The organism is Nitrobacter sp. CN101, from assembly GCF_055390255.1.
Window position 1 is genome coordinate 2210790 of sequence record NZ_AP038833.1, and the last position, 26422, is coordinate 2237211.

Annotated in this window: 26 protein-coding genes and 1 tRNA gene; 22 read left to right on the forward strand and 5 right to left on the reverse strand. The window is 60.9% G+C overall.

The genetic code is table 11. The features are described 5' to 3' along the window. Positions 1 to 244: 244 nt before the first annotated feature. The 16 genes from ACZ5IL_RS11005 to ACZ5IL_RS11080 all read left to right on the forward strand — a co-directional run bounded on the left by ACZ5IL_RS11005 (position 245) and on the right by ACZ5IL_RS11080 (position 14129). Positions 245 to 1666 (forward strand): form I ribulose bisphosphate carboxylase large subunit, encoded by a 1422-nt coding sequence (locus ACZ5IL_RS11005; RefSeq protein WP_040673904.1) that lies wholly within the window; start codon positions 245 to 247, stop codon positions 1664 to 1666. A gap of 72 nt (positions 1667 to 1738) precedes the next feature. After that, on the forward strand, positions 1739 to 2065 hold the full coding sequence (locus ACZ5IL_RS11010) for a ribulose bisphosphate carboxylase small subunit (RefSeq protein ID WP_011315232.1): 327 nt from the start codon (positions 1739 to 1741) through the stop codon (positions 2063 to 2065). 102 nt (positions 2066 to 2167) lie between these two features. Further along, on the forward strand, positions 2168 to 4873 hold the full coding sequence (locus tag ACZ5IL_RS11015) for a CsoS2 family carboxysome shell protein (RefSeq protein ID WP_464591362.1): 2706 nt from the start codon (positions 2168 to 2170) through the stop codon (positions 4871 to 4873). An 11-nt stretch (positions 4874 to 4884) separates the two neighbouring features. Beyond that, a complete protein-coding gene (locus ACZ5IL_RS11020) occupies positions 4885 to 6411 on the forward strand; it encodes a carboxysome shell carbonic anhydrase (RefSeq protein WP_464591364.1) in 1527 nt (508 codons plus the stop codon). 13 nt (positions 6412 to 6424) lie between these two features. Beyond that, positions 6425 to 6682 (forward strand): carboxysome peptide A, encoded by a 258-nt coding sequence (locus ACZ5IL_RS11025; protein ID WP_079446743.1) that lies wholly within the window; start codon positions 6425 to 6427, stop codon positions 6680 to 6682. Further along, positions 6682 to 6930 carry a carboxysome peptide B gene (locus tag ACZ5IL_RS11030; protein WP_309772882.1) on the forward strand — a complete coding sequence of 83 codons (249 nt, stop codon included), beginning with the start codon at positions 6682 to 6684 and terminating at the stop codon, positions 6928 to 6930. Before ACZ5IL_RS11025 ends, ACZ5IL_RS11030 begins: the two co-directional genes overlap by 1 nt. Before the next feature lie 102 nt (positions 6931 to 7032). Then, the gene (locus tag ACZ5IL_RS11035; RefSeq protein ID WP_009797089.1) at positions 7033 to 7329 is read left to right on the forward strand and encodes a BMC domain-containing protein; all 297 of its coding nucleotides are present in this window, start codon (positions 7033 to 7035) and stop codon (positions 7327 to 7329) included. Between the two features lie 74 nt (positions 7330 to 7403). Beyond that, positions 7404 to 7721: a BMC domain-containing protein gene (locus tag ACZ5IL_RS11040; RefSeq protein WP_274533958.1), complete on the forward strand. Its 318-nt coding sequence runs from the start codon at positions 7404 to 7406 to the stop codon at positions 7719 to 7721. A gap of 18 nt (positions 7722 to 7739) precedes the next feature. After that, positions 7740 to 8021 carry a hypothetical protein gene (locus ACZ5IL_RS11045; RefSeq protein ID WP_464591367.1) on the forward strand — a complete coding sequence of 94 codons (282 nt, stop codon included), beginning with the start codon at positions 7740 to 7742 and terminating at the stop codon, positions 8019 to 8021. 115 nt (positions 8022 to 8136) lie between these two features. Beyond that, on the forward strand, positions 8137 to 8403 hold the full coding sequence (locus ACZ5IL_RS11050; RefSeq protein ID WP_464591369.1) for a 4a-hydroxytetrahydrobiopterin dehydratase: 267 nt from the start codon (positions 8137 to 8139) through the stop codon (positions 8401 to 8403). A 3-nt stretch (positions 8404 to 8406) separates the two neighbouring features. After that, positions 8407 to 9042, forward strand: coding sequence for a ParA family partition ATPase (gene parA / locus ACZ5IL_RS11055; protein WP_079446738.1), 636 nt, complete (start codon positions 8407 to 8409; stop codon positions 9040 to 9042). Further along, positions 9039 to 9257 (forward strand): hypothetical protein, encoded by a 219-nt coding sequence (locus tag ACZ5IL_RS11060; protein WP_464591372.1) that lies wholly within the window; start codon positions 9039 to 9041, stop codon positions 9255 to 9257. The genes parA and ACZ5IL_RS11060 overlap by 4 nt, the downstream gene beginning before the upstream one ends. Positions 9258 to 9276: 19 nt before the next feature. After that, entirely contained in the window at positions 9277 to 10200 is a 924-nt protein-coding gene (locus ACZ5IL_RS11065) for a CbbQ/NirQ/NorQ domain-containing protein (RefSeq protein ID WP_464591374.1), read from the forward strand. A 90-nt stretch (positions 10201 to 10290) separates the two neighbouring features. After that, positions 10291 to 12651: a nitric oxide reductase activation protein NorD gene (locus tag ACZ5IL_RS11070; protein ID WP_464591376.1), complete on the forward strand. Its 2361-nt coding sequence runs from the start codon at positions 10291 to 10293 to the stop codon at positions 12649 to 12651. A gap of 13 nt (positions 12652 to 12664) precedes the next feature. Continuing rightward, positions 12665 to 13297, forward strand: a complete 633-nt coding sequence (locus ACZ5IL_RS11075; protein WP_425904862.1) for a hypothetical protein — start codon at positions 12665 to 12667, stop codon at positions 13295 to 13297. Between the two features lie 4 nt (positions 13298 to 13301). Next, positions 13302 to 14129 carry a S1 family peptidase gene (locus tag ACZ5IL_RS11080; RefSeq protein WP_464591378.1) on the forward strand — a complete coding sequence of 276 codons (828 nt, stop codon included), beginning with the start codon at positions 13302 to 13304 and terminating at the stop codon, positions 14127 to 14129. A 1639-nt stretch (positions 14130 to 15768) separates the two neighbouring features. On the opposite strand, the gene ACZ5IL_RS11085 is transcribed toward ACZ5IL_RS11080, so the two are convergent. Both ACZ5IL_RS11085 and ACZ5IL_RS11090 read right to left on the reverse strand, forming a co-directional pair. Beyond that, positions 15769 to 15951 carry a hypothetical protein gene (locus ACZ5IL_RS11085; protein ID WP_464591380.1) on the reverse strand — a complete coding sequence of 61 codons (183 nt, stop codon included), beginning with the start codon at positions 15949 to 15951 and terminating at the stop codon, positions 15769 to 15771. 731 nt (positions 15952 to 16682) lie between these two features. Continuing rightward, positions 16683 to 16776: transfer RNA gene (locus ACZ5IL_RS11090), tRNA-Ser, on the reverse strand. 678 nt (positions 16777 to 17454) lie between these two features. On the opposite strand from ACZ5IL_RS11090, the gene ACZ5IL_RS11095 reads away from it, so the two are divergent. After that, positions 17455 to 19005 (forward strand): porin, encoded by a 1551-nt coding sequence (locus tag ACZ5IL_RS11095; RefSeq protein WP_464591382.1) that lies wholly within the window; start codon positions 17455 to 17457, stop codon positions 19003 to 19005. 543 nt (positions 19006 to 19548) lie between these two features. On the opposite strand, the gene ACZ5IL_RS11100 is transcribed toward ACZ5IL_RS11095, so the two are convergent. Beyond that, positions 19549 to 21762 (reverse strand): lytic transglycosylase domain-containing protein, encoded by a 2214-nt coding sequence (locus ACZ5IL_RS11100; RefSeq protein ID WP_464591384.1) that lies wholly within the window; start codon positions 21760 to 21762, stop codon positions 19549 to 19551. A gap of 234 nt (positions 21763 to 21996) precedes the next feature. On the opposite strand from ACZ5IL_RS11100, the gene dapA reads away from it, so the two are divergent. From dapA to ACZ5IL_RS11120, 4 genes are all read left to right on the forward strand, one after another. Further along, the gene (gene dapA, locus ACZ5IL_RS11105; RefSeq protein WP_464591386.1) at positions 21997 to 22887 is read left to right on the forward strand and encodes a 4-hydroxy-tetrahydrodipicolinate synthase; all 891 of its coding nucleotides are present in this window, start codon (positions 21997 to 21999) and stop codon (positions 22885 to 22887) included. A gap of 52 nt (positions 22888 to 22939) precedes the next feature. Then, positions 22940 to 23359, forward strand: coding sequence for a large conductance mechanosensitive channel protein MscL (gene mscL, locus ACZ5IL_RS11110; RefSeq protein WP_464591388.1), 420 nt, complete (start codon positions 22940 to 22942; stop codon positions 23357 to 23359). A 67-nt stretch (positions 23360 to 23426) separates the two neighbouring features. After that, on the forward strand, positions 23427 to 23900 hold the full coding sequence (smpB, locus tag ACZ5IL_RS11115) for an SsrA-binding protein SmpB (protein WP_079446714.1): 474 nt from the start codon (positions 23427 to 23429) through the stop codon (positions 23898 to 23900). A 199-nt stretch (positions 23901 to 24099) separates the two neighbouring features. Further along, entirely contained in the window at positions 24100 to 24261 is a 162-nt protein-coding gene (locus tag ACZ5IL_RS11120; RefSeq protein WP_425904848.1) for a hypothetical protein, read from the forward strand. A 13-nt stretch (positions 24262 to 24274) separates the two neighbouring features. Here ACZ5IL_RS11120 and ACZ5IL_RS11125 read toward each other — a convergent pair whose 3' ends face one another. Continuing rightward, positions 24275 to 24976, reverse strand: a complete 702-nt coding sequence (locus ACZ5IL_RS11125) for a uracil-DNA glycosylase (RefSeq protein ID WP_464591391.1) — start codon at positions 24974 to 24976, stop codon at positions 24275 to 24277. Continuing rightward, positions 24954 to 25571, reverse strand: a complete 618-nt coding sequence (locus ACZ5IL_RS11130; protein WP_464591393.1) for a LabA-like NYN domain-containing protein — start codon at positions 25569 to 25571, stop codon at positions 24954 to 24956. Before ACZ5IL_RS11130 ends, ACZ5IL_RS11125 begins: the two co-directional genes overlap by 23 nt. Before the next feature lie 340 nt (positions 25572 to 25911). Here ACZ5IL_RS11130 and rpoZ point away from each other — a divergent pair, with 340 nt between their 5' ends. Then, entirely contained in the window at positions 25912 to 26304 is a 393-nt protein-coding gene (gene rpoZ / locus ACZ5IL_RS11135; protein WP_079446711.1) for a DNA-directed RNA polymerase subunit omega, read from the forward strand. The last annotated feature ends 118 nt before the right edge of the window (positions 26305 to 26422 follow it).

The window sequence follows — 26422 nt, forward strand, 5'->3', positions numbered from 1 at the left end:
GTCGATACATAAGTGACACTAATGCATTCGATCAAAAATATCAATTAGTGTTTATGCCCATCCTCTTCTATGTTCTTTACTCGTGAATCGCTGGGCTGGCTGAATCACAGGCCTTGCTGAGACCCACGAACGTCATCCCCGGGCCGGGTGGGGGGATGGCCACCGCACCGCGGTAGGTCCTCGCCCGTCGTTCGCTTATCGCAGTTCGCTTACCGCAAAAGCGCGCATGAAGGAGTCCTCGAATATGGCAGTCAAATCGTACCAGGCGGGCGTCACGCAATATCGGCAGAGCTACTGGCAGCCGGATTACATGCCTCTCGACACCGATATTTTGGCGTGTTTCAAGATCACGCCGCAGCCTGGGGTGGATCGCGAAGAAGCGGCGGCGGCGGTTGCTGCCGAATCGTCCTGCGGCACGTGGACCACAGTGTGGACCGATCTGCTGACCGACCTCGATTACTACAAGGGACGCGCCTATCGCCTCGAAGACGTGCCGGGCGACGATACCTGCTATTACGCTTTCATTGCCTATCCCATCGACCTTTTTGAAGAAGGTTCGGTTGTCAACGTGTTCACCTCGCTGGTGGGCAACGTGTTCGGGTTCAAGGCTGTCCGGGCTCTGCGTCTGGAAGATTTGCGCTTCCCCATCGCTTACGTGAAGACCTGCGGTGGTCCTCCGCACGGTATCCAGGTCGAGCGCGACAAGCTTAACAAGTACGGCCGCCCGCTGTTGGGTTGCACCATCAAGCCGAAGCTTGGTCTGTCCGCGAAGAACTACGGCCGCGCCTGCTATGAAGCGCTGCGTGGCGGTCTGGACTTCACCAAGGACGACGAGAACATCAACAGCCAGCCCTTCATGCGCTGGCGTGATCGGTTCGATTTCGTGATGGAGGCGGTTCAAAAAGCCGAACAGGAGACCGGCGAGCGGAAAGGTCACTATCTCAACGTGACCGCGCCAACGCCTGAGGAAATGTACAAGCGCGCCGAGTATGCCAAAGAAATCCGCGCTCCGATCATCATGCACGATTACCTCGCTGGCGGGCTTTGCGCCAACGCGGGTCTGGCGAACTGGTGCCGCAACAACGGAATGCTGCTGCACATCCACCGCGCCATGCATGCGGTGATCGATCGCAACCCGCATCACGGTATCCACTTTCGCGTATTGACCAAGATCCTGCGTCTGTCGGGCGGCGACCATCTGCACACCGGCACCGTCGTGGGCAAGCTCGAAGGCGATCGTGCTTCCACCCTGGGCTGGATCGATCTGCTGCGCGAATCCTTTGTTCCCGAAGACCGCTCGCGCGGCATCTTCTTCGATCAGGATTGGGGCTCGATGCCGGGCGGCTTCGCCGTGGCGTCCGGTGGTATCCACGTTTGGCACATGCCTGCGCTGGTCACGATCTTCGGCGACGATTCAGTGCTGCAGTTCGGTGGTGGCACGCTGGGCCATCCCTGGGGCAACGCCGCTGGCGCGCACGCCAACCGTGTGGCGCTCGAAGCCTGCGTCCAGGCGCGCGGCGAGGGTCGTCATCTGGAGAAGGAAGGCAAGGATATCCTCACCGCTGCCGCCGCTCACTCGCCCGAACTGAAGATCGCCATGGAAACGTGGAAAGAGATCAAGTTCGAGTTTGAAACCATGGACAAGCTCGCCGTCGCCAACAAGTAACCGGTCGCCGGCTAGGGTCGGCAGCGCCCCCATTGGGCGCCGCCGCCCAGCAAAAATCGAAAGGACTAAGTCATGGCTGTTCAAGCTTACCGTTCGCTCAAGAAATACGAGACCTTCTCCTATCTGCCGCAGATGACGCCCGAGCAGGTGCGCCGTCAGATCGCCCACGCGATTGCTCAGGGTTGGAATCCGGCGGTCGAACACACCGAAAAGGGCACGCCCGCCAAGGCGAGCTACTGGTACATGTGGAAGCTGCCGCTGTTCGGCGAGCAGTCCGTTGACGCCGTAGTGGCCGAAATCGAGGCCTGCCACCGCGAGTTTCCGGATCAGATGGTGCGTTTCGTTGCGTACGACAATTACGCCCAGAGCCAGGGCATGGCGTTCGTGGTGTATCGCTGATGAAGTGGGCGCTGGAGCCAACTCGATTCGGCGCCCATGATTTGAACGTGGCGCGGCGCTTTGGCGCCGCTCCTTCATCGGGTTCTTTGTGCTGAGGTCCGAATGACAAACGTCGCCCCCGGTCATGCCACTGCAACTCTATCCGGCCGTGAACTGGCGCTCCAGCGCCGGCAGGCTATGGCGCGTCACGGCAAGGCCGGGACCGTCTCGATGGCGCAAACCGTCAAGCATTCCGCCGCCGGCCGCTTGCAGCTAAATGCGGCGCATCTTGTTAGCGCGCATCACGGCGGTGCTGCTACGGCCGCATCGGCGGTGGCGTCTGCATCGGCCGCATTTAATCAACCGGTGACATCGAAGTCCGCGGCGCGAATCCGACGGCAGGCGCTGTCCACGGTTGGTAAGGCCGGGTTGAAGAACGCCGGGCAGGGCGCGGCATCTCGTCCGGCGGCGCATTTGCGCCCGAGCCGTACGGCTCAAGCTGAGGTGCGTGGCTCCGATTGCGGTTGCGGCTGCGGCGGGCAATGCAGTTGCGGCGGACAGTGTGGCTGTAGCCACGGCGCGCAGCGGAAGGAAGCAGCGCAGATTGAAGCGGTGCAAATCGATACTCCGGCGGTCGCGCGTGCAGCCGTGAGCGCGCCGGAGGCGACCGGCCGCGCGCTCGCTAAAATGCGCCGTGCTGCGCTGAACCAAGATGGCAAAAAGGGTCTGAAGCGCATCGCCCAAGCGACGCGGATCGCCGCTTCGATGCCGGCGCAGGATTGGCAGAGTGCCATGCTGAAAGGCGCAACCGGCCGTCAGGTCGCGATGCAGCATCGGTTGGTGCGGGCGCTGGCGGGCCGAATCGACAAGACGTCGGGTGCCGGTACGCGCCCGACCGGTCGGGTGCGCGCTCGTAACGTGGTCGATGCGCCGGCCAAGGTCGAGGAGGGGCGCACGCTCTCTGGGCAGACCGTCACCGGTACCCAGGTCGAACGCAATTCCAAGGTGACCGGCAATGAGCCGGGCTCCTGCCGCGCGATTACCGGCACCGAGTATATCGGTTTCGAGCAGTTCCAGACGATCTGTGGCACCCGGCCCGAGCCGGCAGCGCCCAAGGTCGCGATCAGCAGCACGCTGCGCGAGCAACGCATCACCGGCACCGCGCTGGGGCGCTCCACCAAGACCACGGGCGATGAGCCGGGTGCGTGCCGTCCCGTCACTGGCACGGAATATCTCTCGAGCGAGCGCTTTGAGCAGTTCTGTTCGACGCGGCCGTCCGCCCCGCTGGGGAAGGTGGCGCTCACCCGTACCGACAAGGGCCAAACCGTCACCGGTGCGCTGGTCGATCGTCCGCGCCGCGTCACAGGCGTCGAGCACGGCGCCGATCGCTCTATCACTGGCACGCGTTACAGCCAGGGAGAAACCGACGACGCGCCCCCTAAAGTGGCGGTCACGCATACAGCTGCGGGCAAGCCTGTCACCGGCACGGTGGTTGGCCGCAGCGAACGGCAGACCGGCGACGAGGCTGGAAGCTGCCGTTCGATTACCGGCACCGAGTATCACACTGTTGAACAGTTTCGCGATTTCTGTCGAACGCCGCCACCAGGGGGAGGCCCGCGAAAGGTCAGCGTGATGTCCACTCGCGACGAACAGGTCGTCTCGGGGACCGCAGTTGATCGGTCGGCCAAGGTAACCGGCAATGAGGTCGGTTCCTGCCGCAGCATCACCGGCAGCCAGTACTACACCACTGCCGATTTCGCGGGGCTGTGCCAGACGCAGAGCCCCAAGAAGGTGGCGGAGATGCAGACGCTGCGTGGTCGTACTGTGACCGGCTCGGAGGTTGCCCCAAGCCCAAAATTGTCCGGTGACGAGTCTTATGGGTGCGAACCCGTCACCGGCACGGACTACATTGGCACCCGCCAGTTAGCCGCAGTATGTCCAGTCGAAGCGTTGCCGGTAGTCTCGCCGGTCAGCAAGGTCGTGGTCGACACCACGCTGCGCGGCCAGACGATCACGGGCGTTGCTGCTGGGCGTGCGGAACACGTCACCGGAAACGAGGCCGGGACCTGTGCGCCGATCAGTGGCACCCCATACATCGGTCAGGGCCAGTACACGGGGTTCTGCGAGGCGCCGCAGCGTCAGCAACAGGCTGCGCGGGTACGCGACAGCGCGGTGATTCCGGCCACCTTCGTCACCGGCGATAGGCCGGGCGCGGGCGGGTCGCAGGTCACCGGCGACGAGCGTGGCGCTTGTGAGCCGATTTCGGGAACGCCTTATCTCGGGCTGGACAATATTGCGTCCGGGCAATGTGCGATGAGTGATCGCTTCCGCTCGCGGAGTGTGGATCAGCGTCCGCCCGCTCCCCGGGATTTCAGCGTTACCATTCCGGCGCGGCAGGCGCGCGAGCGGCAGACCGAGGTCATTACCGGCAGCGGCATGGGCAGTTCGCGCATCACAGGTCCGATCAACAAGGCCGATGGCCTGATCACCGGCACACCGGAATTCCGGCACGGTGACCAATCGCGCCGTCCGCGTGACGAAGAGCATTCGCTTCCTGCTGCTCGTCGTTTGAGCGGCGAAGGCAGTCAGCAGGGTCGGCGCGTCTCGGGAGATGCTTGGGACGGTAACAGCCGTGTCACTGGTACCGAGGGTTCGTCCAGCCTTGCGCGCAATCCTTCTATGCGTGGTCAGCCGCGTGGAGTCGGGGTTAGTGCCGTGACGTTTCGCGGAGTCGAGCGGCCGGAAGTGCCAGACTCGGTGATTACGGGTTCTGCGGGGAACGCCCGTGGTGGCGCCGTGGTGACCGTCTCCGGCGGGGCGCGCGGCTGAGGATCGCGGATATGAACACGCGCAAACGCCTTCAGGCCCTGCGACGAGAAGCCAGCCCAGTTGCTGTGGCGGCTCCCGTGGCGGCGGCCATGCCCGATCATCCGGCGTGTATGATCGGCGGCGGGCAGATGTGCGAGCATGCGCTGGTTGATCGCGATCTCAATCGCATGCTGTTCGATTACGAGCGAACCGTGCGCTCGCGGTTTACCCGCATCGTCGATGTGCTCAAACATATCTCGACGTATCAGCACGACGGAAATTTCACGGAGCGCGCGCAGCAGCTTGCCCACGAGCAACTCGGCTTCGATCTGCCGTCGCAGGTGCTCGAGGACGCCTGGGTGTGCGGGCTGGATTTGTCCGCACTGCACTCGCGCTGCATATTCAGCGCTCTGAAGGCGAGTGTTGACAATGCGTCGACAGAGCAGGCCGGCTGGCGCCAACGTCTCCCGCTCGATGAGAACTTCCTTCGTTCGTGCGGCTACCACACCGTGGACATTAGCCCTTGTTCCGACGGCCGGCTGCAGGGCGTCAGCCCCTACGTGCTGCGCATTTTGCCTGGGCCAAATGTGCGGGTGAAGGCGTATGCCGGCGCACTGTTCGATGTCGACGTCGATGTATCAGACTGGGCGCAGCGCGAAGTCGAGCGGCTGTCGGGCGCTATGGTCGATGGTGATCGCCTGAATTACCTCAAGATCGCCGTCTATCATTTCAGCAGTTCCTCGCCCGACGGCCAGGGTTGCGCTGCTCACGGCAGTAACGACCGTCAGGCCACCGAGGCGGCGCTGCACCGCCTGCAGAATGAGTTGCGGACGGCAATCGACCAGACTTTCGGTGCGGGCGCCGCGCCAGATGTGTTGCTTATCGGCGTTGACACGGATCTGGATGCGTTGCGCATCCATCTGCCCGATGGCTTCGGCGAGCTTAACGCGCACCGCTACTTCGAAACCGCGCAGGTCTACCGCGACACCCTCGGGCTAGCGCCCGATGCGGCGCGGGCGCGTATCGCTGGGATCGTTGCCGATGCCGAGGGCATGGGTGGCTGGGGCCAGGGCAACGGCCGTATGCACGAGGGTATGCGCCGCCTGGTGCTGGCGCTGGCTGAGGCCAACCTGTCGCAGGTCGAGTACGTCATCAAGCACCACACCGGGCGCTACGCGACCATCGGGCACGACGAGGAATGCATCGTTGCCGGTGAAGCGCTGCGGCCGCTGCAATTGCGCAATCTGTTTTATTTCGCTCACCTCAATACAATCGAGGAAGGCGCGCCCGACATGGATGTCGGGATCAATATCTTCTCCAAGCTCAACGTGGCGCACGGCCTGCCCGTGCCGGTTCTGGTGCATTTCGAATACGACGTGCGGATTCCTCAGTCGCGCGAGCGGGCGATCGCGCGGGGTCGGCGGGTGCGTGACGCGATCGAGTCGCGTTACCCCGATCTGGCCGCCCGGGGTCTACTCAATTGCGCGATTGCGGTGAGCGAACGTGGCGGCGACGAGCGCTGCGCCTTCGTCGCCGACGACGCTGTCGATGATCATTGAGGACGTATGAGCCATGAAGATCATGCGTGTAAGTACCACCCTCGTGTCGACCAATCGCATCCATGCCATGGGTCATCGTCCGTTGCTTGTCGTGCAGGAAACGCCGAATGGACCGCGCAGCGTCGCGGTCGATGCCGTCGGCTGCATCCCGGGCGACTGGGTGATTTGTGTCGGGTCCTCCGCGGCGCGCGACGCGGCTGGGGCCAGGGATTATCCATCCGATCTGACCATCGTCGGTATCATCGACCATTGGAATCCGGAGGTGGCGTGATGGAAGTCTGGCGCGTGGTCGATGAATTGGTCTGCACCCGGCGTGTGCCAGAGATGAACTCTGCTTCGCTTCGGATTCTGAGGGGTCAGAAGGGAGAACTATCGGTGGCGACCGACCCGGTCGGAACGCCGCCTGGCAAGTGGGTATTCACTGCTGCCGGCACAGCCGCACGTATGGCCATGCCTGATCGAACAGTGGCCACCGACCTGACTATCTGCGGCATCATTGATGGCTGGGAGGAGGAGTGATGACGCGGTGAGCAAAGAGCAAAACGGCGCGCGCGTAGCGGGCGCCAGGGTGCAGTGACTGGCTTGTGATTCTTTTATTTCGACACAACAAGGAGTGAACAGATGGCTGAAACAATGGGTATTGCGCTGGGCATGATTGAAACTCGCGGACTGGTTCCTGCGATCGAGGCGGCGGACGCGATGACCAAGGCTGCCGAGGTGCGTTTGATCTCGCGTCAGTTCGTCGGGGGCGGCTACGTCACCGTGCTGGTGCGTGGCGAAACCGGTGCGGTCAACGCGGCGGTGCGTGCCGGGGCTGACGCCTGCGAGCGCGTGGGCGACGGTCTGGTGGCCGCGCACATCATTGCCCGCGTGCACAGCGAGGTCGAAGGCATTCTGCCGAAATCGCCGAGCGCTTAAGCTCGGCTTTTTCTCCTGCTGGTAATTGGAAGGACAACGACATGGCAACACACGTGAACGGCATTGCCCTGGGCATGATTGAAACCCGCGGGCTGGTGCCCGCGATCGAGGCGGCCGACGCGATGACCAAGGCCTCCGAAGTGCGGCTGATCGGCCGGCAATTTGTGGGCGGCGGCTACGTAACCGTGCTGGTGCGCGGCGAAACCGGTGCGGTCAACGCGGCGGTGCGTGCCGGGGCTGACGCCTGCGAGCGCGTGGGCGATGGCTTGGTGGCCGCGCACATCATCGCGCGAGTGCATAACGAGGTTGAGGGCATCTTGCCGACCCAACCCGAGGTCAACGGCGGTAGCCGCGGCGGTCGCGACGCCGAGCTCACGTCCACCCGCAGCTGATCCTGCGCGGAGGACGTCGTGGCGGTCGATCGGCGAACCTGGCTGGCTCGCACGCGCGCTCAATCGAGAGTTGGCGGCGTGCAGCAAGTATCTCGTCCAAGCGTGCTCGCACGCTCCTGGGGAGATGCCGAAAATTTGGCACGCAAGCGGCGCGCCGGGCCGGAGCGGCCGGGTCATGCCGAGCGTTTGACGGCGCGGCAGATCCTGTTGGGTATGACACCTTGCGGCGGGCAGTTGCCCGCGGCGCGGCTGGGCCGGACAACGGTTCGGGTCGAGACTCTGCAGTTGTCGACGCGTTGACATACGCGCCGTCGGCTGCGCGGTAACGATACCGCGTCGCTATTCGAAGCCTTGCTACAGGAGGCGCTAGCGCATCTCGATCACGTAACCCAGATCGAACCGGGGTAGGACGCCCATGACTGATGATTTCCAAGGTTGGGAGCGCCGCGACAAGCCGCCGACGTTGTTTCGTCGCTTTGCGTTTGCGCAATATGCGCAGACCCGCGCTTTCCTCGACGCGCTTTCGGCACTGTCCGAGGAGATTCAGCGCCATCCGCAGAACATCAACTTCGGCACCACCTACGTCAACATTACGATCGGGGCGGCCGACGGCGCCGCATTGAGCGCCGAGGACGAACAGTTCGCCGGGCGTATCGCTGCTCTGGCCGGGCGCGGGGAGTGAGCGATGGGCGGGCCACTGGTCATCGCGGTGATCAACCAGAAAGGCGGCGCCGGCAAGACCACCGTGGCCATGCATCTCGGCGCGGGGCTGGCGCGGCGTGCATCCGCGGTTGTGGTGGATCTGGATCCGCAGGGCTCGGCCACGCAATGGGCCGCGGCAGGCACGCAATCCTTTCCGGCCACGGTCAAGCACTTGCGCGTGGGTGTGGGCGCGGTCGATCTGCGGCGGGACTTTCGCGCCTATCCGTTCGTCGTGTTGGACTGCCCGCCAGCGGTCGAGAGCCGTGCGGCGGCGCTGGCGCTGCAAAGCTGCGACGTGGCTGTCATTCCGGTGCTGCCTTCGCCGATGGATCTGTGGGCCAGCCTGCGGCTACCGCAGGATATCGATGAGGCTCGGCGACTCAACCCGGGGCTCCGAGCCTACTTGCTGCCGAATCAGATCGAGGCGCGTAGCGCGCTATCGGCGGCGATGCAGGAGGCGCTGGCCGAGTTCGGGCTGCCGGTGATGCGTACCCCGGTGCGCCGCCGCGGCATCTACAAGACCGCTGCGCTTGAGGGCGTATCGGCATACCAACTAGGGGCGCGCGGCCAAAGTGCGGTCGCGGAGATCGAAGGCCTCATAGAGGAGATTCTTGCATGACCAGCATCAAAGACAAGCTCGCCAGCAGCGTCCGTCAGGCCAAGACTGGCGCGGAGCCTATCCCTGAAGAAAAGACCGAGACCCGCAAGACGCCGCGCTCGGCTTCGACCACTGCAAAGGCCGCTACCAACAAGCGCGCCCCTACAGAATCACTAGCGGCGGAGCCGCCGGATAGTAAGCACGAATTGTTCCCCGACCGCATTTGGCCGGATTGAGATTTCCAGGAACCCGATCATGCGTGACGATCCCACCAGGCGCGGCTACCTTCCGCGACGAAACCCAGCCTTCCACGTGCCCGCGGATTCCCCTGCGCCGAGCGGCGCGGCCCGCCGCGCCGTGACGGATACGGCCGGCGCTGCGGCCGGGCTCGACGCTTACCGCGTCGCCAAGGAGCCCTACTACCGTGCGGTAGCCGATGAAATCGAGCTTTATGAAGCCGCCTATTCGGTCCGTATGCCGATGATGCTGAAGGGCCCGACAGGCTGCGGCAAAACGCGCTTTGTTGAATACATGGCGTGGAAGCTCCGCAAGCCGCTGGTCACCGTGGCGTGCAACGAAGACATGACCGCCAGCGATCTCGTCGGCCGCTTTTTGCTCGACGCCAACGGCACCCGCTGGCAGGACGGACCTTTGACCATGGCGGCCCGTTTCGGCGGAATTTGCTATCTCGACGAAGTGGTCGAGGCGCGCCAGGACACCACGGTCGTGATCCACTCTCTGACCGACGCGCGGCGCATTCTGCCGCTCGAGAAAAAGGGCGAGATCGTCGAAGCGCATCCGGATTTCCAGGTCGTGATCTCTTACAACCCCGGCTACCAGTCGCTCATGAAGGATCTGAAGCAGTCGACCAAGCAGCGGTTCGGCGCGCTGGACTTCAACTACCCTGAGCACGAGGTCGAGGCCGAGATCGTCGTGCACGAGAGCGGCGTCGACTTGGAAGCGGCAAAAAAGCTGGTCCACATCGCCGAACATGCGCGCAACCTCAAAGGCCATGGGTTGGACGAGGGCATCTCGACCCGCATGCTGATCTACGCCGGCTCGCTGATTTCCCGTGGCGTCGCGCCGCTGGCCGCCTGCCGCGTGGCTTTGGTGCGCCCCATCACCGACGATCCCGATATGCGCAACGCGCTCGATTCCGCGGTGACGACATATTTCTAAGCGGCTTCGACGGCTTGCGGGCGCGAGTTGAGAAAGGAAACGAGAGGTCGGCCGGGCTAGAATTACCAGGGCAGTCCGAACTTACACATCATGGCCATCCACCTAGACGAATTCCAGGAGCTTCTCGACGAACTGCCCGGCCGTGCGCAAGAATTGTTGCGCGCCTCCTGGAACGAGGCTGCGCGCACCCTCAGCCCGCGCGGACTGGATAATTATCTCAAAGGCGCGGTAGCGCTGCATGAGCTTGGTCGCGGCGAAGACCTGGTGGTGAGTTTCATCCAGTCCATGCCGGAGGTCGGGCGTGCCATCGGCGAGGAGGTGCTGCCAGATCTGGTCAACTTCCTGTTGAGCATGGCATCCAAAACCTCGGGGCAGGTACTGGCGCTGATCGCCAGTACCGCGCCGCTCGCAGCCCACCGAGTGGGCGATGCCGAACTGTTTCGCCAATACCTCAATGTGCTCGAGATCGTGCTGGCGCAGGCTCCGCGCGGCCTGCGGCCGATGCTGGAAAATCTCGACCGTCTGCTCAGCCAGCTCACGCTGGGTGGCTTGCGCCGCTGGGTGCAATGGGGAGCGCAGGCGTACAAGGCGGATTTCGAAGGGCAGGCGACGTATTTCGGACTGCAGAGCGCCGATGCGATGGCCGTGCTGCAGCAAGAGCGCAAAGGCACGCTGTTCGTCGACATCCAGCGGCGGCTCAACATCTACATGCGTGCGATCTGGGGTCGCGATTTTTTTCTGCGCCCAACCGCCGGCGATTACGAGAGCCGCGAAGGGCTCAGGCCGTACATCGAGCATTATGTAATCCACATCGCAGACGCCTATGACGACTATAAACCCGAGGGCGATGCGACCGCGCCCGAACGGATCGTCAGTGCGCTTGAGGTCTACCGCGCCGCCATCAACCATTGCGCTGCGCATCTTGTATTCACGCAGACACCGCTTTCGATGCAGCAGCTGTTGCCGGTGCAGATGGCGCTGATCGAGCTGTTCGAGGATGCGCGCGTGGAGGAATTGGCGATTCGAAAATTCCCCGGGATGCGCCAAGCCTGGTTGGCGCTGCATCCGGTGTTTGACTATTCGGCCCAGCCGCAGACCGTGGGGGAGTTGCTTGATCGTCTCGCCCGCGCCTTGCTCGATCTCAACGCGACCGACCCGCATCCGTTTGTGCAGCAGGGTGTGGCCGCGTTTCGTGCCCAGTCTGATCTGGACAGCAATCAGGTGAGCTGGAATTTGGGCGTGGATTTATCGCACCGCCTGTTCGAACTCGACCTGCCTACCTACAACAAGCTTACGGATGCGCTCAGCGCCATCTACCGTGATGACAATCGCGCCGTCTGGTTTCTGGAGGAATACGACGAGGCGCAGGTGATGGCTGCCACCTGGGAGACCCGCCAGCAGGTGCGCAGAAAAGTCAACGTGATGGAAATGGTCAACGAGGTGGACGTCGAGTTTTCCGGCGACGATGCGCAGGAGGTTTGGGAGCTTCCGACCGAGTTCTATCTCGATCAGGAGAACGTCAGCATCAACTCGTTGGAAGGCCGTCCGCCGGTCTCCGAGCCTTTCCACTATCCTGAGTGGGACTATCAGATCCAGCTCGAGCGTCCAAACTGGGTGACGTTGCTTGAGTACCACCCGGTGATGGGCGAACTGGAGGTGATCGAGGGTATCATCCTAGAGCACAAGCCGGTGATCTCGCGTCTCAAGTTCCTGATCGAGTCGATGGTGCCGCAAGGTATGCAGCGCATTCGTCACGTGGAGGATGGCGACGAGATCGACATCAACGCCGCGGTGCGCGCGATGATCGATATTCGCATCGGCCAGCAGCACGATCCGCGTATCATGATGCGCTACAAGCGAGCGCTGCGCGATCTGGCGGTGCTGGTGCTGCTGGACATGTCCGAGTCGTCAAACGAAAAGGTGCGTGGCCACGACTACACAGTGATGGACCTTACGCGCGCCGCCACGGTATTGCTGGCAGGTGCGCTGGATCGTATCGGTGACCCGTTTGCCATCCATGGGTTTTGCTCTGACGGCCGGCACGATGTGCATTACCACCGCTTCAAGGATTTCGATCAGCCGTATGACGATGTAGTCAAGGCGCGGTTGGCGGGGATGAAAGGACGGCTCTCCACTCGCATGGGCGCAGCGTTGCGTCATGCCGCCCACTACCTGGCGCTGCAGCCCAGAAGCAAACGTGTCATATTCGTCGTCACCGACGGCGAGCCGGCTGACAACGACGTCACCGATCCGAAATACCTGCGCCACGATGCTAAGGCCGCAGTGGAAGAACTGAGCCGTCAAGGTATCACGGTCTATGGTCTGTCGCTCGATCCGCATGCCGACCAATACGTGTCGCGCATTTTTGGCATAAAGAACTTCACCGTTATCGATAAGGCTGAGCGCCTGCCGGAAAAACTGCCCATGCTCTACATGAGCCTGACGCGGTGAGGGTGGGCTGAGAATGAAGATCACCCTGCGAACCTACGTGTTCATGGACGCGCTGCAGCCGCAGCTGGCGTCCTATATCGCGACGTCCTCGCAAGGTTTTCTACCGGTGCCTGGCGATGCCTGCATGTGGATCGAGGTCGCCCCCGGCATGGCGGTGCACAACCTCTCGGATATTGCGCTGAAGAAAACCAACGTGCGCATGGGTGAGCAGGTCGTCGAGCGCGCTTTCGGTTCGATGGAGCTCCACTTCCGCAATCAGAGCGAAGTGCTCGCCGCGGGCGAATTGATCCTGCGGCAGCTCAACACCACGATGGATTCTCGGCTGCGCTGCAAGATAGCGTGGAACGAGATCATCCGCGCCATCACGCCCGACCACGCCACGCTGATCAACCGCCAACTGCGGAAGGGCTCGATGATCCTGCCCGGCAAGAGCATGTTCATCCTGGAGGTCGAGCCGGCGGGCTATATCATGTATGCCGCCAATGAGGCCGAGAAGGCAGCGCACATCACCTTGGTGGATGTCAAAGCCTTCGGTTCTTTCGGCCGGTTGACCATGATGGGCAACGAGGCCGAGGCCGAGGAAGCACAGCGCGCCGCAGTGGCCGCGATAGAGCGCTTGAATCAGCGCGCCGTCCCGCACGGGTGAGCTTATGGAAATCGACTCTATCGCAAAGAAACTGCTGTTCTCCACCGTGCGAGTGGATACCGAACTCGAGGACGGCAGCGCCGGCTCGGGCACGGCCTTCATCCTCAGCCACGCCCACGCGAAAGGCAGTACGCCGTTTATCGTCACCAACCGGCACTTGGTCGAGGGCGTGCGTCGCGGTGGCCTAGTGTTCACTCAGACGAGCGAGGGCAAGCCGGCATTCGGTCAGCGCTTTCAACTCAACATCGACGACTTCCCCGCGGCGTGGTTCGTCCATCCCGACCCCGCGGTCGATCTCGCTATCGTGCCGCTGCGGCCGCTCGAGCGTGCGGCGCGCGATCTCGGCGTGCAGCTGTATTACCACGCGATCGACAGCCAGCGCATTCCCGATGCGGCAACGGTGCGGGGCTTCGATGCGCTGGAGGAGGTCCTGTTCGTCGGCTATCCCAGTGGGGTATGGGATCAGGTCAATCTCATGCCCATCCTGCGCAGGGGCACCACCGCCACGGCGCTGGAGCTCGATTTTGAGGGGCACAAGCAATTCCTGATCGACGCCGCGGTGTATCCCGGATCGAGCGGCAGCCCGGTTTTTGTGATGCGCGACGATCCGCTGCGCCCGCGCGGCGACGCTGCGCGTACGATATGGTTTGCTGGCGTGGTGGCGGAGGTATTCTTCCGAGAAGAAGCCAACCAACTCGTGCCGGGGCCGGTACCGACGCAGACCGCGTCCGGGTTCATCGGTGCGGAAATGATCGACCTTGGCTTGGTGATCAAATCCGAATCCGTGCGCGAGCTCATCGACGCATACGTACAGAAATGGCTGTCTGACTGAAACAGTCTACGCGGCAGCTCGAAGCTTGTTGAGATAGCAAAGTTTATTCGTGCAACGGGCGATGATGCGGGTCGCCCGGAATAGCTTGCAGCAAAAGCAACTACGCTCAAGAAGTGCGACGCTTGTCAGCTAAACATCGACCATCAATGAACTGACATGCGCACGATATCTCGTCCGAATGAACGCCAAGCACTAGGTCGAAGCTATTTCAGGATAGCCCCTTAGCTGATCGAATAAGACGATCCCAGAATGATATCGTCCCAAGACAAACCTAGTTCGACCCGCTTGGCTTCCGCTTTTTTCGCAGCCGCCAGAACCTCACCGTCTTGAGACGATCCTAGCATTCCAAGAATCTTCGAGATCAATTTCAACCGTTCGTTTTTCTGCTGCACAGGCGACTCAGGTCCTCTGCGCCTAAAGCTCCGAGCTTCCCTTTGTCGCGACGCGAGAGCCCATCTCCCATCGAGACGGACGACTTTGCCCACGGCTTCCAGAGTTCGAAGCGCACGATGAACTGATGCAATCATCGACCTGCTGCGCACCCCGCCGTTGACGACGTGAGCGAGGTCAAGTGTCGAGAGGGTGATGATCAATTTGTCCGACAACGCATCGAGTATCGCACGTTGAATCGCGCCAAAGCCCCGGGACATTTGAAATCTCCACTGTCGAGCACCTAAACGTTATTTCGATGCAACGCTTAGAATCAAGAAACAAGCGCCAATCTCGATGAACCACCACGTAATGCGATCACGCTTCTGCGAGACCCACGCGGCCTTCACGTCTAGATGCTGACGTTGCTCACGCTAATCCCGGTGATTTGGTATTCGGTGAAACTGCTGCGCTTCATCTTTGGTTCGGTCGCGTCTAAGCAACAGCGTTGACCGAAATGTGGGTTGTGGAGCATCCGTACTGATTTTTTCACTGCGTATGAATTCGCGCTTTGGTGGTAGGCCGCGATATATTCCTCTTATTAGACGCATTTTGTTCTAAATGGGCACAGACCCGCGGAGGTTACCCTTGTGGCAAAGCTCTATTACTCCGAATATTCCGTCGTTGGCGCATTCGAATCCCCCGCGCAAATGGCAGTGATTGGACAGATTGTTCTGGGCTTGATCTGAATGAGGGAGACCAGATCGTCGTCTCCTACACGACTGGCGGCTCAGGGCAGGCATCGACTCGAATAAACGCATCGGCCACCAATGCAGACACCTACCCGGTGCGTCATTGCCGTCCCCATAACGAGTCGGGCTATTTCGACAAAGCAAGGGACCAATACAGCGGTACAGGCGAGATGCCGAGTCCAGCATAGAGCCCGGCCAAAAGCCGGGCTCTATTTGGTTTACCAGCGCCGCCCAAGACGAGGATAACGCCAAGGGCGTCAATAAGGCCGTGGCGCATAGAAGCGGCCGGGCAGGATGGTAGGTTATCATCCTCGCGGGCTGCGGCCCGTCCGGGCTGACCGAGTATGACATGGCCGGATGCGCGGTGCGCAGCGGTGGCCCGTTGATCTTAAGCAGAGAGTTGCCGACTGCACTGTCGATCAGGCGAAGTTAAAGCGAAACCGGGAGCGCTAAGACGAGCCGCCTGCAAAAAGACCCCGTGAGGCGTACAGCGGGCCACCCGGCGATACTCGGCCCTATCAGGTGCCACCGCTATACTCAGTATCTTGTTGGCCCTGAGGATGTTTCGGGTCGATCATATCTGCCCTTACGGCTTTCCTGATTTCGGCCATCCTGATTTCGTCCTCGTCGGCCTGCTCGCTCGGATTTTGACTTTGTTTCTGCTGCTGCAGGTCCGGATTTTTCTCGTTCTGATTGGACATGGGGAGCTCCTTTTTTTGTTGCCCCCACGGCTGAACATATAGTGACAGCCGGTACGCTCTTGCAGAGTCGGGCCACTTTTTTTTGTCCCTCGTCAGCTTCCGCTTTTCCCACCATTTGGCCTGAGCGCCGTACGCCGGATCGCCCGAGGGCGGGGTTACATCCGGAACTGTGAAAACCCTGTGCGGTTGTTGTTCCTAGACAGGCATGGAGTGCAGGCAACATGGCATCCCCACATGACAATCCCCCCAGGGGGAAGGACCAGATAAGGCGCGTCAACAACACCACGATCGGCTGGGCTATCGGAGTTGCAGTGCTCGTGATGCTACTCAGTCTCTCAGTCTTAACCGGGCACGGCACGCCACCGAAATCCGGCGCGAATGCGCCGAATAGCTCAACGCAGACACAACCGCAGAGATGAGCTCGCCTTAGATCAGGCTCCCGATAGAGGCCGGCGGGCCTCGAACCGAAGCGCATTCTGGCGGCCCAGCTCCTTCGCCAGGGCCCTTGCGCATCCCGCCTGGGACCGGCGTAGGCACAAATCTCAGGTCGCGCTCGAGGGACAGTAGGGCGTCAGCTTCCACATCGCGAAAATGCGCGAAGGGGATTCGCCGGAATGGCTGGCGGCCGAGCTTTCGGACGGGGTGGTTGGTGAGCATGTCTGGCGGCAGCCGCGCCACATGCGGGAGCATTTTGCGAAGAATATTGCAGGAAACCTGCATAAAACATTGATTGGCGGAGCCGGAGGGATTCGAACCCTCGATAGGGCTTTACAACCCTATAACGGTTTAGCAAACCGCCGCCTTCAGCCACTCGGCCACAGCTCCGTTGGTGACCGATATGCCTGACACGCTCGCCAGCCGCAAGCACAGGATCGCGAGATAAGGCGTCGTAATGGAATCCATGGGACTATGTGACGCAGATATGTGATGCCGATGCTGATCGGCGCCACCTGACCCTGCATTTGCGGTGCAGAAGTACAGGTCTTCGCATTGTATTATACAGCATACAACGTTGAATTCGTGTAGCTTTTTCGCGTTTGAAACGGCGATCCACTGATCGAATCAGGTGTCTATGATTTGCGATGTTTGAAAAGGGGAGGCGAACAGCCTGTCATGTGGGGCGGAAGTGCCGTTTTAGACGCCTCAAACACGCTATAAGAAAAATATACTACAAACCAATGGCTTATCGAAAAAATTCAAGTGATTGGTGTGTGTTATTTGCGCAACATGCCACCAAAAATCGTTTCGACTTATTCCATTTCGAAGCTTCCTTCATTGCGTGTGCAAGACGGTTCGGTAATTCTGATCGTGCGACGGAGGGGGGCATCCCAAAGTCGTTCTGTTTTAGATGGTCGCTGTTGGTCGCCCGTTTGCGTCCCTCCTCGTGTTGAGCGGGGGTCAGCAAGCACGAATGCTATCGGTTAGTCCGCAATTGGGGAAACGCTCTTGAGTGCTGCGTTTAGCGGACCCGGTCGCCCTGCAGAGCAACTTGGAGGTTTGACGATGAATTTGATGAAGAGCCTTTACCTCGGCTCGGCGGCAGGGCTGGTCGTCATGAGCGGGGCTCACGCTGCCGATCTTCCGTTAAAGGCCAAAGCGGTCGAATACGTGAAGGTCTGCTCCCTGTATGGCGCGGGCTTCTATTACATCCCCGGCACCGACACCTGCATCAAGCTCGGCGGCTATATGCGCGCCGATCTGGGCGTCAATACGAATACGATCTTCCAAGGCAACACTGGGCTTCAGGCCGGTGCGCAGAACCGTAGCTCCAACGATTTCACTTGGCGCGCGCGATCGGATCTGACCATCGACACCCGAACCGCGACAGAGTACGGCGTGGTTCGTACCTTTTTCGAGGGTGTCTTCACCTGGACCTCGGGCGGCTACCAAGGTGTGCGCGTCGGCGGGAGTGCATATGACGGAAACCCGAACGGCGGCGTACTCGGCGGCCAGCTTGGTGTGTTCCACGCCTTCATCCAGTTTGCTGGCTTCACGATCGGTAAAGCTGCCTCTCAGTTTAGTGCTCCCTGGGGGCAATATCCCGGAAACGTCTATGACGGTCTTGTCGGCGGTGGCGGCGCGCTCACGGGTGTGAACCAGTTCACTTACACAACAGAGTTCGGCAACGGCGTATCAGCTTCGATCGGGGTGCAGGATCCGAGCGCATACTACCAGCCCGGCATTCAAAACCTCGGGATAACACCGCCCGGCAACGCCGTCCTCGATGTTCAACCCCCCTTCTTCGGTCCCGTCCCCTATGGCACCCCCCAGCTCGGCTACGGCCTCAGCGCTTATGGTGGAACCACTTTTCCGGATATCGTCGGCCAGCTCCGCGTCGATCAAGCCTGGGGTATGTTCCAGGCCTCGCTCGCAGGGCATCATAACAACCCGGCTTACTACACTGGCGTTGAAACCAGCGGCGGTCCCGGAGGCAAGTGGGGTTGGGCCGGTCAAGGCGCTCTGACGATCAAGAACATCCCGACTGGTCCGGGTGACGTGATCAATGTCTCGGGTGTCTACACCAACGGTGCAACCCGCTACAACATCCAGGACATGACCGCTTTGGCAGGTGCTAACCTCATCTACGGCGGCGGCGGCGGCATTAGCAGCGTTGGCTTCGGCTTTGCGCCCGATTCTGTCTATGCACCCAACGGCCAGCTTCAACTGGTCTCGACCTGGGGCATGCGCGGCGCCTTCACCCACAACTGGAGTCCGCACTGGAGCAGTTCGGTATTCGGCGCCTACGCAGCGGTCAGCTTCACCGGTGAAGCCAAGTCATATATGTGCGGTGTCTCAATTCCGAGGGCCCTTGGTGCGGGTTTCACCTCCTGCAACCCCGATTTCAACATCGCGCAGGTCGGTGCGAACCTTCGCTGGACGCCAGTCAAGAACCTGACGTTCACGACGGAAGGAGTGTACTCCATGTTGGATCAGAAGCACGCCGGTGTGGCGAATCTTCCAAACAACTACGCGGTCTACAAGGCGACAGGCGGTTATCAGCTGAAGGATCAGGACATCTGGACTGTTATGTTCCGCGCTCAGCGCACCTGGTAAGACACATCGTCTGACGACACACTCTCATAAACCCCCGGCGGGAGACCGCCGGGGTTTTATTTTGTGGCGAAGCCAGATGTTTGCTCAGTTTCAGGAAGGTGCTGCGCCGCCGCTGAGCGGGACAAGGACGACGATCGTCTGAACCACTGATAAGAACCTTCCGACGCATTTGGCTGCGAGTCGCGAGCAACCTGGATACTTTCATCGGCGACGGAGATAGCGGCGACAAATCCGATATTACGGCGTTCACGCGTGGATGCGGTACTGCTGGAGTGTCCCTAGCGCTTTTTAGCGAAGTAGATGCCGGTTCGCGCGAAGAAAATGCGTTAAACAACAATCCAGAGCTCGCTTCTGATTCAGCTAGAAGCAAAAATGCTCTCCAATGGGACGGACTGATCCGGCCTGCGCGCAGGCTCCGTTGCTTCAGGCACTCGCGTCAATCTTGTTCCGCAAACGAAGGTCCGCAGCCGGCAAGGAGGATCACCAAGGACGTTTCCTCCACGTGGACTGTGCCCCGCACGAGGCGTTATCCGCCTCCAAACGTCACTGGTTAGCGCCGCGCTGCAAGTCCGCCTCGATCTGTAACTTCGAGCCGCCGCCAAAGCGGGCGCGATAGACCTGCAGGTTTTCCATTATTCGCTGCACGTAGTTGCGCGTCTCCGAGAACGGGATCAGTTCGACCCAGTCCACCGCATCGACTCCCGGATCCCGCGGATCACCGTAACGCGCGATCCATTTTTGGACGCTGCCGCGGCCGGCATTGTAGGCCGCGAACGTGATGATGTAAGAGCCGCGATAGTCTTCGAGCAGGCCGCCGAGCTCCGCTGCGCCGAGTGCAGCATTGTAGGCGCTGTCGGTCTTCAGGCGATGAAGGTCGAAGCTGGCGCCGTACTTCTTGCAGACATACCGTCCAGCATCCGGCGTCACTTGCATCAGCCCATAGGCGTGCGCCGGCGAGACCACCGACGGATTGAAGGCGCTTTCCTGTCGGGCAATCGCATAGATGATGCTGCGCTCCACATCCGGTCCAATTGATTTGACCGGCGGCATTCCACTGACCGGGTAGGCATAGAAATCGAATGGCAATCCGCGATTTAGCGCGGCCTTGCCGGCGAGCAGCATTCCCTGCGCGTCGCCATGACGTGCGGCGAGTTCGCCAAGCCCCAACACCGCATCGGGGTCGCCGTTTGCGCCTATATCGGCAAGGATCGGAATTGCGAGGTCGTCTTTGCCGAGAGCGTAGAGAAGCACCGTGGCGCGGACTATCTCTAGCCGCTCGATTCCCCGTGACTGGCTGCTTGGAACGCTGTGCAGTTCGATCTGCGGGAGCCCGAGCTTGGCGCGTGCGAGTTGACCATAGTAACTGGTGGATTGTTCCGCCGCCGACGCGTAGGCGCGACGAGACTCCTGAATCCGGCCTGCCGCTTCGGCGGCGCGACCCTGCCAGTAGCCGGCCCGCGCCAGCGCGGTCGGATTGACGCTGCCGACGCCGATGCGCGCAAAATGCCGGGCGGCCGTATTGGGGTCCTTCAGGAATCGGAGAGCTATCCAGCCGGCGGTAAACTCTTGTTCCGTTTTGTAGATATCGCGCGCGGGGAGCGCCGCGTCGCGGGCGATGAGATACGCGGTGCGGTAGTCTCCGACGTCGATCATCTTGCGCGCAAGGAGCCGCCGCTCGATCCACCACTGATCGACATTGTAAAGCCGGTTGGGATCCCGCGGCGCGCTCTGCATCAGCCGCGCAGCTTCCGCAAACTTCTCTTCACGACGCAGTAGCTGAATGTAGGCCAAGACATAGCCAGGATCGCTGTGCAGTTCGTGTGGCACTCTCTCGAGCAGTGCACGCAGGCTGGACGATTTTTGATCGGCCGCAATTCGCGCCCTGGCGAGGGCCTCTTGCGACCTTCCGAGACGCTGCGCCGCACGCATTCCGACTTCGCGGTCCTCGCCGTAAAGCATATAATCCATGCGTGCCTTGTGGTCGCTCGGCGTAATCAGCGCTCCGAACATCTCCAGCGCTTTTCCCTCGACCGCGGCCGACATCGTATCTGTCCGCCAGGCCTCGCGGACCAATTGCTCGGCGCGGGCGCGGTCTCCGCGTGTGAGCAGTGCGCTTGCCAGAGCAAAGCGTCCTTTGCCCGACAGTGGTCGTTCATTTTCGAACCAGGCCATCACAGTGGCGCTGTCGCGATGGTCGTCCCATAGCGCAGCTTCCGCGCGCCGGCGCAGGAATGTCTGCGAGGGCCAGCTTGGATTGGCGTCGAGGAAGGCGCGGTAGCGCTCGGTCGGCGCGCCGTTGTCGTTGCTGCGCAGGATGATCCACTCGGCGAGCTTGCGAGCCACCGGGTCTGTCATGGTGGCCTGGACCTGGTTGGCCTCCGAAAATCTATTCTTGCGGGTAAGGTCTATGACATTCTCAAGCGCAGCGACATCGGTGCGCGACGTCGATGACGTTGCGGCCATCGCAGCTCTTGGAGCGGGCTTGCGAGCCGGTGGCGCGGGAAGCGTGGCGTGCTGACGTGTGGCGGGTTGAATGATCGAGGCTGCGGGGGCCTTGCTTTTGCTCGGAGCGACGGTCTTGCCGTGCCCATGGCCGGAGGCGGGTTTTGGAACGGCGTGGCCTGAAGGTTTAGACTTCGGCGCGGGACTTTTGGCGACTTTCTCCGCATGGGCGATCCCCGCCCAGAGCGCGGCCGCCACCAGACTCGCGCTTAAAGCCGCAGTTCGTAGCTTTGATGCACGGGCAGGCGATGTCACGACAAATCCCTTTTTCAGCGAATTAAGCAGGCCCCTAAAATCTTATTTACTATTTCATTGAATGTGTGGACAAAACACTAAAACCCCGACATTGCGATCATATGCCTCGACAACGGCGGAATCGCGGCCATGGCTTCAGCCGTGGACCTTTCGTGGCAGCGTCAGACCCGATATGACTGATCCAGCATCAAAATCGGCAGACGGCGAAGCCGCGCAACGTGTTGGAGCGGACTAATGGCAAGCAAGGCGAAGTTCCAAGGATCGTATACGGCTCTGGTGACGCCATTCAAGAACGGCTCCGTCGACGAGGCCGCCTTTCGCAGTCTGGTGAGTTGGCAGATCGCCGAAGGAATCCACGGGCTTGTGCCGGTCGGCACAACTGGTGAGAGTCCGACGCTGAGCCACGACGAACACCGCAAGGTCGTGGAATGGTGCATCGAGGAGGCCGGGGGTCGTGTGCCGGTGATCGCGGGCGCGGGTTCAAATTCGACTCGCGAAGCCGTCGATCTGGCCTTGCATGCCGAGAAGGCCGGCGCTGACGCGGTGCTGGTGGTGACGCCGTATTACAACAAGCCGACCCAGGAAGGTTTGTACCAACACTTCAAGACCGTGAACGATGCGGTTGGTATTCCTATCATTATCTACAACATTCCCTCGCGCTCGGTCGTCGATCTTTCCGTCGAGACAATGGCGCGATTATTCGAACTGAAGAACATCGCCGGCGTCAAGGATGCTACCGCTAATCTGGCGCGGGTCTCGCTGCAGCGCCGGGCGATGGGGCCAGAATTCATCCAGTTGTCGGGCGAGGATATGACGGCGCTCGCCTTCATGGCGGCGGGCGGACATGGTTGCGTCTCCGTTGTCGCGAACGTCGCGCCAAAATTGTGTGCGGGCCTGATGTCCGCCGTCCTGAAGGGCGACTATACCACCGGGCTCGCAATTCAGGACCGCCTGGTGCCGCTGCATGACGCTATTTTCAAGGAACCTGGTCTCGCCGGAGCAAAGCATGCGCTCAAGCTGCTCGACCGGATCGACGAAGTCGTGCGGCTGCCACTGATGCCGGTGACCCCGCCGACCGGAAAGCTCATCCGCGATGCCATGGTCCATGCCGGTTTGATGAACTGACTTGGGGCTAATTGCTGCCGCACGTGGCGGTGAAGGACTGCTGGAGATTGCGATGCTCAAAGAATTTCGTGAATTTGCGATGAAGGGCAATGTCGTCGATCTCGCCGTCGGCGTCATCATCGGCGCCGCCTTCGGGGCCATTGTGTCCTCAATGGTAGCCGACGTCATCATGCCGATCATCGGCGCCGTTACCGGCGGTCTCGATTTCTCCAACTATTTCACTGGTCTTTCGAAAACCGTTACTGCGACCAACCTTGCGGATGCGAAGAAGCAAGGCGCGGTATTGGCTTGGGGCAACTTCCTCACGCTGACGTTGAATTTTATGATTGTCGCTTTCGTCCTCTTCATGGTCATCAAGGGCATGAACAAGCTGAAGCGCAAGGATGAGGCAGCGCCTGCCGCGCCGCCGAAGCCTTCTCGCGAGGAAGAACTGCTGACCGAGATTCGCGATCTCCTGAAAGCGAAGGTATAGGACGCAACGCCGCCAGATCGGTGTCGCCGCCGTCCCTCGAAAGATAACGCCTGGAGGTTTCAGGGATATGGCCGAGAAAGGCGAGCGCGCCATCAAGGTCGTCGCGGAGAATCGCAAGGCGCGATTCAACTATGCGATCGAGGATACCGTCGAAGCCGGCATTGCGCTGACCGGTACGGAGGTTAAATCGATCCGTAACGGTAAGACCACGATTGCCGAATCCTACGCCGATTCAAAGAACGGCGAAATCTGGCTTATCAATTCCAACATCCCCGAATATCTGCAAGCCAACCGCTTCAATCACGAGCCGAAGCGGCCGCGCAAGCTGTTGCTGCACAGGAAGCAGATCAACAAGCTGATGGGTGCGGTCGATCGTGAGGGGATGACGCTGATTCCGCTCAAGCTCTATTTCAACGAACGCGGCCGGGCCAAGCTGTTGCTGGCGATCGCCAAGGGCAAGAAACTGCACGACAAGCGCGAGACCGAGAAGAAGCGCGACTGGGGCCGCGAAAAGGGCCGGTTGTTGCGGGCGAGGGGATGAGAGTAGCAAGCCTGACGGAGGTCGATCCGGTCGTTAAACTTTGAAGGATCGGTTCAACTTAATTTTAGGGTTGAGGTGATTTGCTCTCGACATGCGCATCAAACAGAAACGTGCGATTCGGCGGATGCGTCGGCGGCATCAACGAGCGTGGCTTGTGCTCGACTCGGTCGAGGGCAGATCCAAATCGGAGTGTGAGGTGATGGACATCTCCCACGATGGCGCGCGCCTGGTGATTGCCTCCGGCCTGACTGTGCCAAAGCGTTTCGGCGTCGCGCTGGTGCCGAATTCAGCGCCGAGGGAATGCGAGCGCGTCTGGCGAAACGGCGAGATGATGGGAATCCGCTTCACGGAGCCGGGATAGACTTGCCGGAGTTTCAGCGGCAGGTCAGATCGGCACGCACCTGCGCGAATACGCTCTCGAACATTGCGGGCGTCAGGACGCGCGTGTTGGTGTTGTAGCGCGAGCAATGATAGCTATCATAGAGGCTCACCGCGCCGACAGGATGCACGGCGCCGTGGGCGAAGGGTGCGGCGGCAGCGCGGACTCCGAGCGCCTTCACCGCGGAATCGTGTGCGACGCGGCCGAGTGCGACGATCGCTCGCAATCTGGGCATTGTCGCAAGTGTGGCGCTGAGAAACGCACGGCAGGTGTTGATCTCGGCCGGTAGAGGTTTGTTCTGTGGCGGCACGCAACGTACTGCATTGCTAATGCGGCAATCGACCAGTTTGAGGCCATCGTCGGGGCGGGCCTGGTAACGTCCGGCGGCAAAGCCGTATTTGAGAAGCGTCGCGTAAAGCAGGTCGCCTGCATAGTCTCCAGTAAAGGGTCGTCCGGTGCGGTTGGCGCCTTGCACGCCCGGCGCCAGGCCGACGATCAGAACGGCCGCGTCTGGATCACCAAAAGAGGGCACGGGCGCGTTGAACCAATCCGGCTCGCGCGCCCGCACCGAAAGGCGATAGTCGACCAGCCGCGGGCAGAGCGGACAATCATGGCCTGGTTCTGAACTGGCGGAAGCCGCGCCGGACCGAGAGGTTCGGGTGCGCGGGCGTGTTTCAGTCCTCAAAGTCGTCGTCATCGCCCCGGGGTGCCATAGTGGCGGTGCGCTGCAGGAACTGCGGCGCGTGGTGGCGCGATTGACGCTCCGACGGGTCGCGGCCGAGTTTCGACTGCAACTCAACGAGATCGGTGAAGACGTCGGCCTGACGGCGTAGCTCATCGGCGATCATCGGCGGCTGACTTGCGATTGTGGAAACAACGGTCACGCGAACGCCGCGACGTTGTACCGCTTCGACAAGAGAGCGGAAATCGCCGTCGCCCGAGAACAGCACGATCTGATCAACGTGCTCGGCAAGCTCCATCGCATCGACCGCAAGTTCGATGTCCATATTTCCCTTGACCTTGCGACGGCCGCTGGCGTCGATGAACTCCTTGGTGGCTTTCGTGACCACCGTGTAGCCGTTGTAGTCAAGCCAGTCGATCAACGGTCTTATCGATGAGTATTCCTGATCCTCGATGATCGCCGTGTAATAGAAAGCGCGGATGAGGGTGCCTCGGGAATGAAATTCTTTCAGGAGGCGCTTGTAGTCGATGTCGAAGCCAAGCGTCTTGGCTGTTGCGTAGAGATTGGCGCCATCGATGAAAAGCGCGATCTTGTTGGAGGCAGATGGCATCGAGCGTTCTCGTGATCGTTGTTCGCGTTATTGGTGCGGCTGAATCCAGCCCCACGGTTCAATGATGCATCGCGTCTTGCGGATCAGACTGAAGAAGCCAATATGCGCAATGAGGTTGAGGCAAAGGCAGCGTGATACGATGGAGAAGCAATGAAGCGAATTGTTGTCCGGTCAGGACCCCGTTCGGCGCTTCTCCGGACGCCGGCCTTCTGGCTCCAATAACGGGTATCAGAGACCGGCCGTCACGCCAAATGCTAAATTCCCTGTTGCGAAACCCGCAAACGCTCTATACGTAGCGTATATATTCACCAGTTTCAGCCCTGCAACGGAGCGACAGGCGATGGCGCGCGTCACCGTGGAAGATTGCATTGATAAGGTCGACAACCGGTTCGATCTAGTTCTTTTGGCCGCACATCGCGCGCGGACGATTTCATCCGGTTCGCAACTTACGATTGACCGCGATAACGACAAAAATCCCGTTGTTGCGCTTCGCGAGATAGCCGAACAGACCATCTCCCCGGAGGATATGCGCGAAGAGTTGGTTCATTCCTTGCAGAAGTTTGTCGAGGTTGACGAGCCCGAGCCCGACACCGTGCCTTTGATCGGTTCAGCCGGGGCAAGCGTCGATGCGGACGATACCGAGGTTGCCGTCGAGCGCATGACGGAGGAAGAACTGCTGAAAGGCCTGGAGGGACTCGCGCCTCGCGAGGAACAACCAGAAGAGGACGAATGATCGGCTCATCACCGATAGTAAGGTTTAAAAGCCCGGACCTCGGTCCGGGCTTTTGCGTTTAGCCAGGCCGTACGGTCGGCGGCCGCTTTGATAACCAAAATCTGGTACGCCTAAAGAT